General features: G+C 40.3%; 16 protein-coding genes and 1 pseudogene. 1 reads left to right on the top strand and 16 read right to left on the bottom strand.

All coding sequences use genetic code 11. The features are described from left to right. Positions 1-60: 60 nt before the first annotated feature. From O3599_RS00520 to O3599_RS00505, 4 genes are read right to left on the bottom strand one after another with little or no spacing between them, the layout of a single operon-like run. Positions 61-594, bottom strand: coding sequence for an ABC transporter permease (locus O3599_RS00520; RefSeq protein ID WP_371511699.1), 534 nt, complete (start codon positions 592-594; stop codon positions 61-63). 60 nt (positions 595-654) lie between these two features. Beyond that, the gene (locus tag O3599_RS00515; RefSeq protein WP_371511697.1) at positions 655-1,941 is read right to left on the bottom strand and encodes a response regulator; all 1,287 of its coding nucleotides are present in this window, start codon (positions 1,939-1,941) and stop codon (positions 655-657) included. Between the two features lie 11 nt (positions 1,942-1,952). Beyond that, a complete protein-coding gene (locus O3599_RS00510; protein ID WP_345773203.1) occupies positions 1,953-3,623 on the bottom strand; it encodes a sensor histidine kinase in 1,671 nt (556 codons plus the stop codon). After that, positions 3,601-4,215 carry a YesL family protein gene (locus tag O3599_RS00505; protein WP_247939803.1) on the bottom strand — a complete coding sequence of 205 codons (615 nt, stop codon included), beginning with the start codon at positions 4,213-4,215 and terminating at the stop codon, positions 3,601-3,603. Before O3599_RS00505 ends, O3599_RS00510 begins: the two co-directional genes overlap by 23 nt. A 134-nt stretch (positions 4,216-4,349) precedes the next feature. Here O3599_RS00505 and O3599_RS00500 point away from each other — a divergent pair, with 134 nt between their 5' ends. Beyond that, entirely contained in the window at positions 4,350-4,919 is a 570-nt protein-coding gene (locus tag O3599_RS00500) for an MptD family putative ECF transporter S component (protein ID WP_247939802.1), read from the top strand. A gap of 27 nt (positions 4,920-4,946) precedes the next feature. On the opposite strand, the pseudogene O3599_RS00495 reads toward O3599_RS00500, so the two are convergent. From O3599_RS00495 to O3599_RS00440, 12 genes and pseudogenes are all read right to left on the bottom strand, one after another. Then, positions 4,947-5,338 (bottom strand): annotated as a pseudogene (locus tag O3599_RS00495) (hypothetical protein); the annotation flags it as partial. Between the two features lie 15 nt (positions 5,339-5,353). Then, a complete protein-coding gene (locus O3599_RS00490; RefSeq protein WP_247939801.1) occupies positions 5,354-6,598 on the bottom strand; it encodes a transporter in 1,245 nt (414 codons plus the stop codon). A 184-nt stretch (positions 6,599-6,782) separates the two neighbouring features. Then, positions 6,783-7,562 carry an Rgg/GadR/MutR family transcriptional regulator gene (locus O3599_RS00485; RefSeq protein WP_371511694.1) on the bottom strand — a complete coding sequence of 260 codons (780 nt, stop codon included), beginning with the start codon at positions 7,560-7,562 and terminating at the stop codon, positions 6,783-6,785. A gap of 221 nt (positions 7,563-7,783) precedes the next feature. Next, positions 7,784-8,476, bottom strand: coding sequence for a methionine ABC transporter permease (locus O3599_RS00480; protein ID WP_000444647.1), 693 nt, complete (start codon positions 8,474-8,476; stop codon positions 7,784-7,786). 1 nt (position 8,477) lies between these two features. Further along, positions 8,478-9,539: a methionine ABC transporter ATP-binding protein gene (locus O3599_RS00475; RefSeq protein ID WP_247939799.1), complete on the bottom strand. Its 1,062-nt coding sequence runs from the start codon at positions 9,537-9,539 to the stop codon at positions 8,478-8,480. Beyond that, a complete protein-coding gene (locus O3599_RS00470) occupies positions 9,532-10,905 on the bottom strand; it encodes a M20/M25/M40 family metallo-hydrolase (RefSeq protein ID WP_371511691.1) in 1,374 nt (457 codons plus the stop codon). The genes O3599_RS00475 and O3599_RS00470 overlap by 8 nt, the downstream gene beginning before the upstream one ends. Positions 10,906-11,001: 96 nt before the next feature. After that, the gene (locus O3599_RS00465) at positions 11,002-11,856 is read right to left on the bottom strand and encodes a MetQ/NlpA family ABC transporter substrate-binding protein (RefSeq protein ID WP_020902669.1); all 855 of its coding nucleotides are present in this window, start codon (positions 11,854-11,856) and stop codon (positions 11,002-11,004) included. A gap of 153 nt (positions 11,857-12,009) precedes the next feature. Beyond that, positions 12,010-12,840: an amino acid ABC transporter substrate-binding protein gene (locus O3599_RS00460; RefSeq protein ID WP_004254995.1), complete on the bottom strand. Its 831-nt coding sequence runs from the start codon at positions 12,838-12,840 to the stop codon at positions 12,010-12,012. A gap of 103 nt (positions 12,841-12,943) precedes the next feature. Further along, positions 12,944-13,267, bottom strand: a complete 324-nt coding sequence (locus tag O3599_RS00455) for an AzlD domain-containing protein (protein ID WP_247939798.1) — start codon at positions 13,265-13,267, stop codon at positions 12,944-12,946. Then, the gene (locus tag O3599_RS00450; protein ID WP_247939797.1) at positions 13,257-13,952 is read right to left on the bottom strand and encodes an AzlC family ABC transporter permease; all 696 of its coding nucleotides are present in this window, start codon (positions 13,950-13,952) and stop codon (positions 13,257-13,259) included. Before O3599_RS00450 ends, O3599_RS00455 begins: the two co-directional genes overlap by 11 nt. Before the next feature lie 125 nt (positions 13,953-14,077). Then, on the bottom strand, positions 14,078-14,590 hold the full coding sequence (locus tag O3599_RS00445; RefSeq protein ID WP_000036821.1) for an HdeD family acid-resistance protein: 513 nt from the start codon (positions 14,588-14,590) through the stop codon (positions 14,078-14,080). Then, entirely contained in the window at positions 14,590-15,216 is a 627-nt protein-coding gene (locus O3599_RS00440) for a TetR/AcrR family transcriptional regulator (RefSeq protein ID WP_001224323.1), read from the bottom strand. Before O3599_RS00440 ends, O3599_RS00445 begins: the two co-directional genes overlap by 1 nt. Between the last annotated feature and the right edge of the window lie 72 nt (positions 15,217-15,288).

Raw genomic sequence — 15,288 nt, 5'->3', positions numbered from 1 at the left:
TATCTATAATCGAAAAATAACTACCAAGATTGTATCTTGATAGTTATTTTTTGTCAATACTTAGGCAAGTTCTTCTGTTTCCTCTTCTTCCGCCAAGGCTTTTTGCTGACGCCACATCTTGTAAAAGACAAGGGCTAGGAAGAGAACATTGATGACGATATAGAGAATGCTAACGGCTTGTGAAATAACACTTATCCCTAAACGCATGGTCTCATCGTGAACTAACTGCACAGCGTCTTGTAAAGTCACATAGCCATAAATCGAACCAATAATGGCTAGCAAAACATAGCCGACATAAGTATAGTTTGCATATTGCAAATTCTTACGAACAAGGAAGACAATAGCTACTACCACTAAAATAGCAGATAGCACAATCAAGGCCATATTAAAAATAGAATGAGTTGATTCTGCTACTCTATAGCTGTAATTAAGCTGGTCTTCTAATTGCTGAGCACTGACCCCTGCAACCTGTTTCTGAGCGGCACGAAGGGATTCTTTACTAGGTAAGGGACTCAACATTCCAAACAGAGACATAGCTGAAATAAGAGCAGACAAGATTAGCAAGACCCATAGATAAATCGGTTTCTTTTTCATAATAGAACCTCCTGATATTATTATCGATATTATAGCACTTTTTGTAAAGGGATACAAATATTATAGTGTAGTTTCTACCTGTTTTCGGTAAGCTTTTGGCGATTTTCCGCACAATTTTCGGAACACTTTATAGAAATATCCAACATTACTGTAACCAACAGCATAACAAATATCTTCGATGCTGTCACTAGTTGAAAGCAAGAGCTGCTGGGCAGCCTTAATGCGTTGTTTATTTAGTAACTCTGCGAAGGTCGAATTGGTTTCACGCTTAATCAACTGTCCCAGATAAACAGGATTGATAAAGAGATCCTTACTGATATCCTTGAGTGAAAGTTCTTTCTGATAATCACGCCCAATGACTTCTAGCACACTAACAACATTTTCATTCATACGATATTGTCCAAAGAATCGGGTCAGAGTTTCCTTGATATAAGGAACCAATTCATCGAAGGATTGAATAGCATGAATGGTTTTGACAATGTCCGTCATATCATCAGCTTTGAGGTGTTCAAACAAGTGGAAGACATCCATGACAAACTGGATAAAAAGCTGTTTGGTAATCGGAACACGTGGCGTATTTTCAAGAACCACCTTCTCCAAAAGATTCAACTCTTCCACGATTTGATTGAGATTCCCCTGAATGATAACCCTATAAATCGGTTCGTAGTAGGCAAAGAGACTCTGAGACTGTTTTAGATTTACAGAACCGTAAAAGAGGGCTCTCTCAGCATTCAGCTTCCAGCGTTCAAAGTGTTCTTGATAAGGAGCTTCAAAGGGAGTAACGACTAAACCATCTAGGGGTTGATCAGAAATCAAAATCTGCCAGTCTTGACCCAAGACATAGTAGGGAATGGTGAAGGAACCTTGTTTTTCCTTAGCTAGGCCTATCCACCAATTCTCCTCACCTCCTAAATAACTGACAAATCCAGCCTCGTCTAATTCTTGACTGAGAGTCTGACTTTTCTTCCCTCTCTCGCCGAGCTGACCTGCAATCTTCTCCAGCAGATTTCCTAACTCTACCTTATCAACAGGCTTGACCAAATAGTCCACAACACTAAGGTTCATGGCCTTTTTGACATAGTCAAACTCCTGATAACCTGACAGCAAGATATAGGCAGCATCTGGTAATATCTCTTTCATTTCCTTAATCATCTCCAGCCCTGTTTTGTCGGGCATATTGACATCGGAAATGATGACATCAACAGGATTTTCCTGGACATATTCTAGAGCCTCGTCGGCATGACTGGCTGTTGCGACGACCTCCATATCCCACTTATCAAAGGGAATCAAACGTTTCAGACCTTCTGTCACCATGTACTCATCATCTACTAATAATACTTTATACATTTTCTCCCTTTCTACTCATCTTGAATGGTAATACGATACTGAACACCTGCTTGCTCTGCAGACTCTACACTAATGGCATAGCGGTCCCCAAAATAGAGCACAAAACGCTCGTGTACATTGACAATCCCGATAGACTGCCTTTGGGCACTGTAGCTGGCTTGGTGTTCAAAATGTCTCTGACTTAGTTTTTCTCGGAGATTTGCCAGCTTTTCAGCCGACATTCCACGGCCATTATCGACCACCAAAATTTCCACAAAACCATCCTGTTTGAGAGCCTTGATGCTAAGCACATTATCTGTCCTCCGGTGGTCAACACCATGCGCGAAATAGTTTTCTACCAGCGGTTGCAAGGTGAACTTAGGAATCTTCATATTCTCTAACTCTGGGTCTATCTTGAAACCATAGGCAATGGATTTAGGATAGCGAACCATGCAGAGATAGCTGTATTTACGGCAAAATTCCAATTCCTGTTTGAGAAGAGTTTCTCTTTCGTCAGAAATATTGTTACGCAAGAGACTACTGAACTCATAAATGATATCTGCCAACTCATCTTGACTCTGCATAACTGCATACATGCGCAAGAATTCCAGCGTATTATACATGAAATGAGGATTGATTTGCGCCTGCAAGGCTCGCATATTGGCATCTTTTTGACTAAGCTCTAGCTGGTAAATATCATGGATATTCTTTTCCAAACGGTCCAACATATCATTGGTGGTCTCTGCGATTAGGAGCAATTCCTGGTCCTTTTCAAGTGTGTCAATACGAAGACCTTCCTCTCCTTGAGCAATAGCTTGAATGGAATCCACCAAATCCACTACCTGCTTTTGGTAATTAGCAAAAGTCTGCCTCAAAGTCAGATAGAGAATGACAATAAAAAGAAGACTCAAGCCCACAATCAAAGCAGAGCTAGTCACTGTTCCTTGTAAAACAAAGTTTTTGGGAACTGCCACCTGAACCTGATAGCCATGAGAGGTCACACCAACAAACCAGTTCTCATGCTCCCTATTGACCCTCTCACCAATATGAAAAATCTCCGTATCAAAAGGCGATGTCACAGTCACAGCCATAGGGATATGACCTCGGGTATTGTCTACAGCATGATATAAGATTTCTGGGTCCAAGGAGATATAAACAACTCCTATGGATTGATCCGTCGCTGGGTCTAAAATAGGAACTCCAAAACTATTGGCCTCCGGTTTAAAGTCTTCCGCAAGTACCGTATGACCACCTCTCTCGTTTCTACTTGAAACATAAACATCTTTGAAATCCTGTAAGACAATTGCAACACCCGTTATATAATCATTTTGGACATAAAGATCGTCAATATTTTCATACAGAGAAATAGAAGTTGATGAAGCTGCTTGATGCTCCAACAGCCAATAAAAATACTCAGAAGTGGATAGGCTAAAGTACTTATAAACCCCTTGTATACGGTCTTGATTGGCTACTAAATCTTGCGCTAGCTGGGCTGACTCGCGATAATAATACTCCACCTCTTCGACTGTTCGAGTGGTTACACGCTGGGCTACTCTCTGGGCTTCCTTTTCCCGTGAATCCCAGTCAGCATAGGAGAGTAAGATTGCAAAACTCGCAATAATAATCATCATAACTGAACTGTAGGTTCGCAGAAGCGTATGTAGCCAAAACTGCTTCATTCTATTTTGTCGCCAATTTTTCATGGATACTTTCATAGACTGGTTCCAACATATCACTGATAAAGAAATGCCACATCCCAATTCCTACAAAGAAAAGCAGGGCAGGCATATAGTAGCCAATTGCCACAAGTAGCACTGTCCCAAGGAGAACCTTGGCCACAGCTGCTAGACTCATAAAGATGCCAATCAAGGATAGTTTGAGACTATTTCGATAGGATAAGTCAAAATAAACTTGTAGTTTCAAGGACACTGTATAGGCCAAAAATAGCAAGGTAACTACTAGAACATTCAAAAATGTCGCAATCAAATGAATAATAGTCTGATGAGGCAATTGCACCAAGAGATACAAGCCATAGACTAAAACTAGATCCAAGCCTAGAAAACTATAAAAAATCAAATTACTTGAGACAAAATTTTGCTTGTAAAGAGTCCAAGCATCCTTCAAACTGTATTCCCGAAAACTATAACCATGTTCCGCATACAAGCTCATCAAGGTGGCACTAGCCGGCGCTAAACCAAGAATAATCCCTCCCGCCAATGTTAATAGCCAAAAGAAGGCTGTCGCAATCATCCCTAAAAAGAAACGATTAAAGACAAAGTCTAAAAATCTCCCCATGATATCCCCCTAAAAATAACTATGAAACCATTATATCATATTTCAAGCGTTTTCAAAAACTTCTACTATCCATTTACAATCCCACCAAACCATGGTAAAATGAGAATTGTGAAAAAATTATCAGGAGACAATTCATGAAGAAATCTATCTTAACTACACTGCTTTTTGCAGTTCTTTACTTCCTCTCCATGGGGATTGGTGTCCTTTTGGGCAATCTCCTTGACCAAACTGGAAACATGTTTTATGCGCCTGCCTTTACTGCCCTTGTCGGCGGTAGTGTCTATATGATTCTAGTCGCAAAAGTTCCGCGTTTTGGAGCCATTACCACTATCGGCCTTGTTATTGCCCTCTTTTTCTTGGGGACTAAACACGGTGCCGGTGCCTTCCTTCCTGGAATTATCTGTGGTCTGCTAGCAGATGCAGTAGCTAACCTAGGAAAATACAAGGACCAAACAAAGAACTTCCTTTCTTTCATTCTCTTTGCCTTTAGCTCAACAGGACCAATCTTGCTTATGTGGATTGCACCCAAAGCCTATATGGCTACCCTTCTGGCAAGAGGAAAATCCCAAGAATATATCGACCGTATCATGGTCGCGCCAAATCCTGGAACCATCCTTCTATTTGTTGCAAGTGTAGTCATCGGAGCCCTATTGGGTGCCTTGATTGGACAAGCCTTGAGTAAAAAATTTGCGCAGAAAATCTAGTCAAAAAAAGAGCCAGGCGGCTCTTTTTTATTTATGGCTCAAGACTTAGTCAAGAAGTCTCCCAAGAATTGGATAGCAAAGATAATCAAGATGATAACGATGGTTGCCAAGATAGTCACATCGTGATTGTAGCGGTTAATACTCAATGAAAATCAAAGAGCAAACTAGGAAGCTAGCCGCAGGTTGCACAAAACACTGTTTTGAGGTTGGAAATAAGACTGACGAAGTCAGTTACATATACCTACGGCAAGGCAAAGCTGGCGTAGTTTGAAGAGATTTTCAAATAGTATAGATCCATAAGCGATGGCTACATTACCGATACTACCAGCTCCAACCGCACCGGCCATAGCTGTTTCCCCAACAAGGGAAATCAAGGTTACAGTCGTCACACGAATCAAGTCTGGAAGACCTCTAGTAAGCCTGTTCTTCCTATGTTAAAATTTTTTACCTGAAAAACTTCTTTTTTCTAGGGATAAAATGAGCCCTATCACACTCACTAGCAAAAACACCCACCAACAAAGCCTGATATCTTGTAAAGCTAAGAAGGAAAATACAGACATCCCCAAGGGTAATGTTAGGGAAAAAATCATACTCAAGAGATTATTACTTCTAGCTAATACATCTGCACTCAAATTAGACAGTAACAAAGTATCTAATTTAGGCATTGATTTCGACATCAAATACATGACAAAGGCTAAGTAGGCAACACCTACTAGAGGAGAAAACTCTAAAATATTAGCAGTAGCCAACAAGACAAACAGAATTGCATTGAGCGATAGCAAACTTGAAAACGACCATTTCCCAAAATAATCATGGGGGGTTAAGCTACCAAGAATAGCTCCTCCCAAGCTAACACATTCAATTAAAAATAGGGATTGAGCATAGCTGAGATGATAGATAGTATGGTCTAATAAGTAAAAGTGATAAATACCTCCAACAGCTCCTCCCAAAGTATTCATTACCAAAATGACAAGGATAATTTTAAGCAATGATTTACTTTCTCTCTGTCTAAAGATATCATCCATGTCCGCATATATTGCCTTAACTTGTTGAAGTAAACTAATCGACTCATTCTCTACACTTACAGACAAATGCGTCAATTCTCTTCTATTTTTGAACAAAATGAGAGAAGATAGTAAAAAGAAGCCAGCATTCACAATTGCAACAAAAGAAAAATTTTGATGACTGGTTGTGAGTAACCATACTCCTAAGGCCTGACCTCCTAGATTTGATAAATAGGAAATAAACTGAGTAAAGGAATAAGCTTCATAGAGTCTATCTTCGGAAATATTATGCTGGATAATCGGCATACGAAGGCCTGCTGTATAATCTGATAAAATATCCGAACAGATATTAACCATACAGATAAAAGCAAACGTTACGAAGTTCTGATCATGAATCACACCAGCAATCAAAAGAAATAGCAGACTTTGCACACAACCAACCCAGATAATTGTCCTTGCTTTATTCCGAGTATGATCAGCCTTAATCCCGACATAAAAAGTAAATAGGAAAGGTAAAATCGTAATCATATTCGCCATAAATACAGCTATATTCTTAAAGGGTAGACTCGCAGCATAAACGATAAATACCAGATTATAAATATAAGCTCCACTTGAGCTCAAAAACCTTGATAAGGTAAGTATTCTAAATAAATGGTGGTTTAAGAATAGTTTCATAAGAGGCCTTTCTCACATTTCAAAGAGTATTTCATTGAAACCAGTCTAACAAAAAAAGCGGGACTCCCCACTTTTTTGTAATATATTTTTTCTGCAAATAGAAACTCTAGAGCCTAGAAACTACTAATTATCAATCCACCTACAAGCCTATTTATTTTTCGTCAATCGATGTAATGAGAATATATTACAAATCTTCATTTGAGAGCTGATTTGCAAAATAGTTTTCATAATATCTTGCACCATCTATATATTCTAAATCTTGTAAGATTGTAATACCCCTCTGGATTTTTTCAAGACCCTTATTTTCTACTTTAAAAATAGTATCATAATACCCTTTAGCAATCATATAAATAATTTTAAGATAGGCTTCAGATTCTGGCAATTCTCGTTTTTCAATCTGAAAAACAAAATAGTCTGCTTTTAATTTATCCTTTTCCTCTATTGCTTTAAAGAGTCCATTAATTAAAATGGTATCAATAGCGACTTTGTTACTAGGTAAAGAGCCTAATAAATCTGTCTTTTGTAACATCTCCCTAGAATATTTAAAATAGAGGGGCAGAGGAAACAAAGTAGAAATAGTTGAAAATAGTTCTAATTCATAATTTCCCCAGATATCAATAGTAAAAAAATAGTCATAGAGAAAAGTCAGTTCTTCATCCGTTGCCCTTATTTCTGAAGCAAAAAACACAAGAAGGCTTTTGATACGAATCATTTGTAAAAGATAGCTCTTTTCACCACTTAATCTATACTTTTGAGTCGTCTCTTCATACAAGGAGTGTAGAGAATCAATCCCTTCTCTATCATATAGTTCCCAGAGATTTTCTTGAAAAGCCAAAATCTTTTTCTGAGAAAAACCACGTACCAAGTACATAAATTCATTCAAATCAGAGTGGATATTATCTAAGGCAGCAATCAATTTCATAGATGATAAGTCTGCTTCTCCACGCTCAAATTTGCTTAGCATGGAATAAGTAAACTCTCCTCCCGTCGCCTCCTGTAGAGATACATTCCGACTCTTTCTCAATTCTTTAAAAACTTCTCCCAGATTTTGCATATTGACTCCCCACAATTCTTAACTCTCTTACTCTTAAAAGTAACGGTTGATAGCAGCTAGTACAGAGAATTTTAAGTCTTGACTATAACGACAACTCCTATGAATTGATGTACAGATGGCCTAGCTCTTTTTTATTTATGGCTCAATTTTTTGGTCAAGAAATCTCCCAAGAATTGGATCGCAAAGATAATCAAAATGATAATGATGGTTGCTAAGATAGTCACATCGTGATTATAGCGGTTAAATCCATAAGCAATGGCTACGTTACCAATACCACCTGCTCCAACCGCACCCGCCATGGCTGTTTCACCGACTAGTGAAATCAAGGTTACAGTCGTTACACGGATCAAATCTGGAAGACCTTCGGATAGGTAAACTCCTACGATGTCCCAGAAGGTCGCTCCACTAGCTTGAGCTGCCTCAATGACACCACCATCTAGCTCAGCCAATACCACCTGTACTTGACGGGCAAAGAAGGCAAAGACTGCAAAAGATAGCGGTACGATAGCCGCATTTGGACCAATGCTTGTCCCTACAATTAGATGGGAGAAGGGTGACAAGACTGCCAAGAGAATGATAAATGGTACCGCACGGAAAATAGAGGTAATCTTATCTAAAATCCAGAAAACGACCTTATTTTCCAAGACACCACCTGGCGCTGTCAAAACAAGGAAAAGACCTGCCACTAGCCCCAAGAACCCTCCGATGATGAAAGAAAGAACTGTCATATAGAGGGTTAAGTAGATGGCTGTTCCCCAGCCTGCTTGACCAGCCCAACCCATCTTATAGACATTTGGCAAATAGGTTTGAATCAATGATTCCATCTTACTGTCCTCCCTTCAATACTTTTAGCTGTACGCCTGCTTGACGAATGGCTTCTTGGGCACCTGCCAGTGCTGCTTTTTCACCTGACAAGACCACCACCAATTCTCCAACAGGAGTACCATCGAGAATTTCGATATTCCCATAGAGGATATTAGCCGTCACTTGGTAATGCTTGTACAATTCATTCAAAAGTGGCTCGTCTGTTGAAGCACCTGCGTACTTGAGTTGAACCAAGAGACTGTTTTCAGACAAGTGTTCCACGATTTCTTGCTTCTCAATTTTGACCATAGCTTCATCAATGCCTGTAGCTGTTGAGATAAAGTCTTGAGTCAAAGCTTGTTTAGGATTTGAGAAGATTTCAAGGACGCTACCCTCTTCAATCAAACGCCCATCCTGCATGACTGCCACACGGTTGGCAATGTCTTTGACAATCTGCATTTCATGCGTAATCAAGACAACCGTCAAGCCTAATTTTTGGTTCAAATCTTGCAACAAGGCCAAAATCTGCTTGGTTGTCTTAGGGTCAAGGGCAGAAGTCGATTCGTCTGAAATCAAGATTTTTGGATCATTTGCCAAGGCACGCGCAATGGCCACACGCTGTTTTTGCCCTCCAGATAGTTGTGAAGGGTAGTTTTCAGCACGATCTGCTAAACCAACCAAGTCCAACAACTTAGCTACTTTAGATTTCTTTTCTTCCTTGCTGAGTCCAGAGTGTTTGAGGGCAAAGGCTACATTCTCCTCTGCCGTCTTTTGACTCATCAGGTTAAAATGCTGGAAAATCATCCCGATATCCTGACGTTTACGACGCAACTGCTCTGCCGTTAAGGTCACCTTGCCATCAAAAATCACATCGTCGTCAATGGTAATTTTCCCTGCAGATGGTTTTTGCAAGAGGTTAATCACCCGTACAAGGGTTGATTTCCCTGCTCCAGAATATCCAACGATTCCGTAGATATCCCCTTCTTGGATGTGAATAGTCACATCCTTGACCGCTGTGATGGTTCTCTTCTTCTGATGAAAAGTCACATCGATCTGATCTAACTTGATAATATCTCTACTCATAGCTTCTAATCAGCTCCTCTACTAATTCAATATGGGTGTAATAATCGGCGATTCGCACATTTTCATCTCCACCGTGGTCTCGGCTATTGGCATTTCCTAGACCAAAAGCCACCATTGGCACCTCTAGGGCATCAAAGACCGTATGCATAGGCCCTGTCCCAGCTGTAGTCGGCAAGACTGAAACGCCCTGTGGATAGAATTTCTTAGCCAACTCGATTACATTGAGAATAGCTGGCGCGCTCATATCGCTTCGATAGCTCATCTCTCCCAAGGTATAGTATAATTCTACCTTATCAAAGCCATTTTTGTCTAGCTGTTTCCGAATTTTTTCCAGAACATCATGCGGTTCTAGGCCAGGAACCAAACGAACTTCTAGCTTAGCACTGGCTTCTGCTGGCAAAATCGTTTTGACTCCTTGCCCTTGATAACCTGACTGAATCCCTTCGATATTAAGAGCTGGCTCGAAAAAGAAACGTTTTAGAAAGTCTGCGCGGTTCTCTTGTAAGAGAGGCAATTCCAAACCATAAATCTGGCTGATTTCCCCAGGATTGCGTTGAGCATAGATATCCACCAAAGCCAATTCACGTTCATTTGGCTCTTGTACTTCTTCGTACAAACCTTCAACCAAGATACGACCATCTGCGGCACGAAGAGACTGTAGGGCTTGAAGGAGGTACCAGGGAGCTGACTCCACAACCCCACCATAACTAGAATGGATATCGACATCAGCGCTTTTTACTTTGGCATCAAAGGTCACAATCCCCTTATTTCCACCAGAAATTTCTAGCTGTTCCAAGGCATTTTTGGTCCCTTGTTCCCAGACCAATAAATCCGCACCACGGAGTTTATCCGCATGTTTTTCCAGATACTTATCTAGGTCTGTCGAAGCCGATTCCTCCGCTCCCTCCATGATAAAACTGATATTGACAGGCAGATCATCATGGTGCTGCATGTATTTTCTCAAAGCACTCAAACGAGCTGTGATATGCCCCTTATCATCATCAACCCCACGCCCATACATGAAGCCATTGCGCACCGAAAGCGTAAAGGGATCCTCTGTCCAGACCTGATCTCCGTCCGCTGGCACAGTGTCATAGTGGTTATAGAAAATCAAGGTTTTGGCATCTGGACGCGAACTCTTGAAATGTGCCATGACAAAAGGCGCCGTGTAAGTCTCATCAATCTCCACTTCAGCCCCAACACGCTTGAAAATCTCACCCAGATAGTTGGCAACTTCTTTGAGACCCACCTGTTGGGCAAAGACCGACTTCTTAGAAATCAAGGTACGCAAAACCTCAAAATAATGCTGGGCTACATGATCCTTTTCAAATTTTTCAATTTGTTCTTGTTCGCTAGGAAAAACCATTTTCTCTCTACCTTTCTATGAACTACTCTTCCTGACAATCCATGCTCTATACAAAAGCAAGAGGTGGAATTTTCTCTCCCACCTCCCTGTTTCTTATTACCAAACTGGTTGATCCAAACCGTCTGATGTTTCTTCGATAACTTTTTTCACTTCATCTGTATGGTAAGCTGCAACAACTTTCTTGATAGCATCAGCCTTAGGTGATGATTCCCAATCTTTTTTCGCAACAATGATGTTGTACCATTGTTTTGAGTTTTCATCAGCTTGTTCTTTGAAAAGTGCTTTCTTGTAGTCCAATTTTGCTTCTGTAACGAAGGTATTGTTTACAACGGCAGCGTCAACTGATGACAATGAACGAGCTGTTTGGCTAGCGTCCAATTCAGTGATTTTCAAGTTCTTTGGATTTTCTTTGATGTTAGCAACTGTTGCAAGAGCAGTTCCTGAAACATCCAATTTAATCAAGCCAGCTGATTGAAGCAAGTAAAGCGCACGGCTTTCGTTTGTAGCATCGTTCGGTACAGCAATTTCTCCGTTTGCTGGGATGTCTTCTACTTTAGTGTACTTGTTGTCACTTCCATTCAAACCTGAGTAAAGGCGAATTGGAGAGATGTAAGTATCAGCAATCGCTACAAGGTCTTTCCCGTTTTCTTTGTTCCAGTTGTTCAAGAAGTTGTAGTGTTGGAAAGCGTTCAAGTCTACTTCACCATCAGCAGTTGCCTTGTTTGGTTGTGAGTAGTCTGTGAACTCTGTAAATTCCAAGGTAATACCGTCTTTTTTAACCAATTCTTGGATTTTGTCCCAACGTTTTTCTTCAGAACCGCTACGGTTAACAGTTGCGATTTTGATAGTTGTTGCATTGTCTGCTTTCTTTTCTGAGTTTCCGCAAGCTGCAAGAGCCAAACCTGCGACTGTAGCAAGGGCTGCTACACCAAGCCATTTTTTGATTTTCATGATTCTTTCTCCTTAAAAATAATACCGTACTAGTATCTCACAATTTGTTTGATTTCACAAATTGTTATTAGATAGCCAGATATATAGTTTAAAACTATATCCCTAAAAACTGAGAAATCATCCACCTTACTCAGAATGGATGATTTCAAGAAATTATTTAATATCAGCTTCTGCTGGTAGATAAGTGTCTCCGAAGAATTGTTTGGACAATTTTTCAAGAGTTCCGTCTTTGTAGAGTTCTTGGATACGTTTGTCTACAAATGTTTTCAACTCATCTTGACCTTTAGCAAGAAGTGGGTAAACATAAGGTTGTTGGTCGCTTGGAAGTTCGATCACTTTCAAGTTGTCCAAACCTTGGTCCTTGATGACTGTTTCAACACCGATTTTATCAAAAATCTTGTAGTCAAACTGGCCATCGCTCAAGCGTCCCATGATTTGTTGGAAGTCTGCTTTAGTATACTTTAGGACAGTTGGATTATCTGAATGTTGTTTGTTGTAGTCTTCTAGCTGTTTAGCAGAAGTTGTCCCTTGAACAACTTCTGTTGATTTTCCACCGATATCATCAAGCGATTTGATGCTAGGGTCATCTTTTTTCACTACAAGAACGTTAGGGTTTTTAGCAGTTGGAGCTGCATAAAGGTATTTTTCAGCACGTTCTTTAGTGTAGCTGATGTTGCTAACAGCCATATTGTAACGGTCGGCATCAAGTCCTGCAAAGACTCCTGACCACTCTGTCTTCTCAAACTTGACATCATACTTGTCAGAGTCTTTAAAGATAGCGCGAACCACTTCAATTTCGTAACCAGTCAATTCGCCATTTTCTTCATAGTTGAATGGTTTTGGTGTAGCATTAGTTGCAACGATAATTTCTTTCTTGCTAGCTGCTTCTCCTTCTTTCTTAGCACCACCTGAGCAAGCTGCTAACACACCTGCAGCAACAAGCCCTAGGGCAGCAAGAGATGAGTATTTAACGATTTTTTTCATGTCATTTCCTCCAAAATAGAATACCTTATAATCTTAACAGAAAAAGAGCATTTACGCCATTATATGATATCTATCTCTGTGATAGGTTTTCTTTATGACCGATTTAAAAGACCAAACGCAAGACGGCAATCAAGACCACTCCAAAGAGAACCGTTCCGACTAGATTGCGATAACGAAAGGCTACCCAAGCCGTTGGAAAGACTGCTAAGAAGTCCAGCCATTTGATTTGAGGAAGACTCCCAACCTTGCCTGTCACTACGCTTGAAAGAATCAAGGCAAAGATAATGGAAACGGGCAAGAATTTCAAAAAACGCTCAACGATAGCAGGCAAGCCCTTATACTTGACCAAGATGAAGGGAATCATACGGGGAATCCAGGTCACCAAGCCAGAGAAAATAACGGCTAATAAAAGATACTTACTGATCATCTAAAACCACCCCCATGCTACAACCAAGTAGCGTCGCAAACAGAACAGCTAGCGACTGAGACACCACTGTCAAGAGTAAAAAGAAGGACACCGCAACAACCGCTAGGATAATGAGCAGATTGCGGACAGGAATCCGTCTTTGCATAATCTGAAACTGCGAAGCAAAAATCCCGATGAACATCCCCACCAGAGCAAAATCTAAACCAAAGATTTCTGGATTTGGTAACAGGCCACCTAGAGCCGTTCCAACCACTGTCCCCACAAACCAAGCCACATAGCTGTTGAGATTGTTTCCATGCATCCACATCGGATTGACCTTGTCTGTATGGGCCAATTCGCCCATCAAAACACCATAAGTCTCATCCGTCAAGATACTAGACATACCGATATTGTGCCAGAGACTGGTATGACGGAAATAAGTCGATGCGTGCAAGCTCAACAAAAAGAGACGCAAATTAATCAAAAAGACCGTCATGGCAATGGCAGCCACAGGTGCTTGAACCGCAATCAGTGCCAGCATGGCAAACTGGGCACTCCCAGCATAAACAAAGAGGCTCATCAAGCCCATCTCAACAGGTGTCACATAGGGCGCACCGATAATTCCACAGGCCAGCCCGATACTAACATAACCAAGGGCCGTTGGCATAGCTGCCTGCGCCCCCTCCCAAAATCCTTTTTCTTTCATCTTTCTCCTCATATTGTCTTAATAGGTGGGCTGAAAAGGCTCCAGCCATAGCATGGACTATTATAACACATTCAGGAAAGAGAAAAAAGTCTGTTGATTGTAATCAGACAGACTCCATTTTATTCTTATTTAATCTTGAAGAATTGAACAATTGCCACAATACCTTGATAAATAAAGACAAAGGCAATGGTGTAACTAATATAGAGACCGGTCATCAATGGGTGTCCCATCATGATTAAACCTGCTACGATTCCTAAAATCCCCATCCAAACTAGAGGGGTACCTACCGATTTATCCGTCTTACGAACCTTGAAACCAACGATAGTTTTTGTAATACCATTTGTCAAGGCCCATAAAGAAATGATAAATGGTACAAATGTTACCATTTCAATAAAGCTACCTGAGAACAAGGTAAGAGCGAGGATGAGGGTAACAATTCCTCCAAATAAATTCCAGCCATGCTTTTCTTCTGATTTGAAGTATTGTACAATCTCAGAAATCCCTTGAACTGCAAATACAAGTGCAAACCAGAAAGTCATGGAAGCCAAGCTAATAAGAGGATGTGCAAACATATTAAAACCTACAAAAACTGCAAAAATACCCGCAATTAGTAACAACCATTTCCAAATTTTCGACATTATTTTTCTCCTTTTTTAGAGGAATCTTCCTCTAGTATTCCATAAATCATCATATCCAAAACCTGTGATAATTGATGTTCATATCCTGAAACCAAGTCAGGCAAACTGCTATCTGACGAAACAGTTAAATAATAGGAACGAAACATATCCTGAATCAATCGCAGATAGTCCATAGCTCGTTTCTCATCAATATGCTCTTTCAGTTTGGATTCTGATATAAGTTTTTGACAAACTTGTTCATTCAAGTCCAAAAAGATAGCTTTCTGTGGTGCAATGTCTGCTTCCAATTCTTCTGGTGTCGCAATCATTGCCTCAAAGAAAATGTGGCTATGTTCTGGGTATTGCTGATAAAATTGGTGACGTCTTTCCATATAATCAGCTAAGGAGGGCACTTGACCTTCCACCCCCAGAAACACTGCCAAAGCTTTCTCAAAACTCTCCTGAAAACAAGTTAGATAGAGGTCTGATTTCCCTGAAAAATTATGATACAAAACTCCTTTGGAAATACCATCCACTTTACAAAGTTCATTGATGACAAAACCTTGATAGCCTTTTGTAGCAAATTCAAACAAAGCAGCGGTAATGATTTTCTCTCTTCGTAGTCTTGTTTTTTCTTCTTTTCTCATGTATTTATCTCTACATTTTTTAATTATAAACCGATTGGTCTGAAATGTCAAGCAACTTTCTCAAAAATTTAA

It is taken from the genome of Streptococcus sp. 27098_8_103, from assembly GCF_041432345.1.
Lineage (GTDB): Bacteria > Bacillota > Bacilli > Lactobacillales > Streptococcaceae > Streptococcus > Streptococcus mitis_BV.
The sequence above is the reverse complement of the archived record's forward strand: the minus strand, read 5'-3'. Positions and strand labels throughout refer to the sequence as shown.

Excerpts from the sequence above, each read along its gene's own strand:
- O3599_RS00475 (WP_247939799.1), bottom strand. The coding sequence starts at position 9,539 with ATGAGTAGAGATATTATCAAGTTAGATCAGATCGATGTGACTTTTCAT.
- O3599_RS00480 (WP_000444647.1), bottom strand. The coding sequence starts at position 8,476 with ATGGAATCATTGATTCAAACCTATTTGCCAAATGTCTATAAGATGGGT.
- O3599_RS00515 (WP_371511697.1), bottom strand. The coding sequence starts at position 1,941 with ATGTATAAAGTATTATTAGTAGATGATGAGTACATGGTGACAGAAGGT.
- O3599_RS00470 (WP_371511691.1), bottom strand. The coding sequence starts at position 10,905 with ATGGTTTTTCCTAGCGAACAAGAACAAATTGAAAAATTTGAAAAGGAT.
- O3599_RS00500 (WP_247939802.1), top strand. The coding sequence starts at position 4,350 with ATGAAGAAATCTATCTTAACTACACTGCTTTTTGCAGTTCTTTACTTC.
- O3599_RS00440 (WP_001224323.1), bottom strand. The coding sequence starts at position 15,216 with ATGAGAAAAGAAGAAAAAACAAGACTACGAAGAGAGAAAATCATTACC.
- O3599_RS00450 (WP_247939797.1), bottom strand. The coding sequence starts at position 13,952 with ATGAAAGAAAAAGGATTTTGGGAGGGGGCGCAGGCAGCTATGCCAACG.
- O3599_RS00455 (WP_247939798.1), bottom strand. The coding sequence starts at position 13,267 with ATGATCAGTAAGTATCTTTTATTAGCCGTTATTTTCTCTGGCTTGGTG.
- O3599_RS00445 (WP_000036821.1), bottom strand. The coding sequence starts at position 14,590 with ATGTCGAAAATTTGGAAATGGTTGTTACTAATTGCGGGTATTTTTGCA.
- O3599_RS00485 (WP_371511694.1), bottom strand. The coding sequence starts at position 7,562 with ATGCTAAGCAAATTTGAGCGTGGAGAAGCAGACTTATCATCTATGAAA.
- O3599_RS00510 (WP_345773203.1), bottom strand. The coding sequence starts at position 3,623 with ATGAAAAATTGGCGACAAAATAGAATGAAGCAGTTTTGGCTACATACG.
- O3599_RS00465 (WP_020902669.1), bottom strand. The coding sequence starts at position 11,856 with ATGAAAATCAAAAAATGGCTTGGTGTAGCAGCCCTTGCTACAGTCGCA.
- O3599_RS00520 (WP_371511699.1), bottom strand. The coding sequence starts at position 594 with ATGAAAAAGAAACCGATTTATCTATGGGTCTTGCTAATCTTGTCTGCT.
- O3599_RS00460 (WP_004254995.1), bottom strand. The coding sequence starts at position 12,840 with ATGAAAAAAATCGTTAAATACTCATCTCTTGCTGCCCTAGGGCTTGTT.
- O3599_RS00490 (WP_247939801.1), bottom strand. The coding sequence starts at position 6,598 with ATGAAACTATTCTTAAACCACCATTTATTTAGAATACTTACCTTATCA.
- O3599_RS00505 (WP_247939803.1), bottom strand. The coding sequence starts at position 4,215 with ATGGGGAGATTTTTAGACTTTGTCTTTAATCGTTTCTTTTTAGGGATG.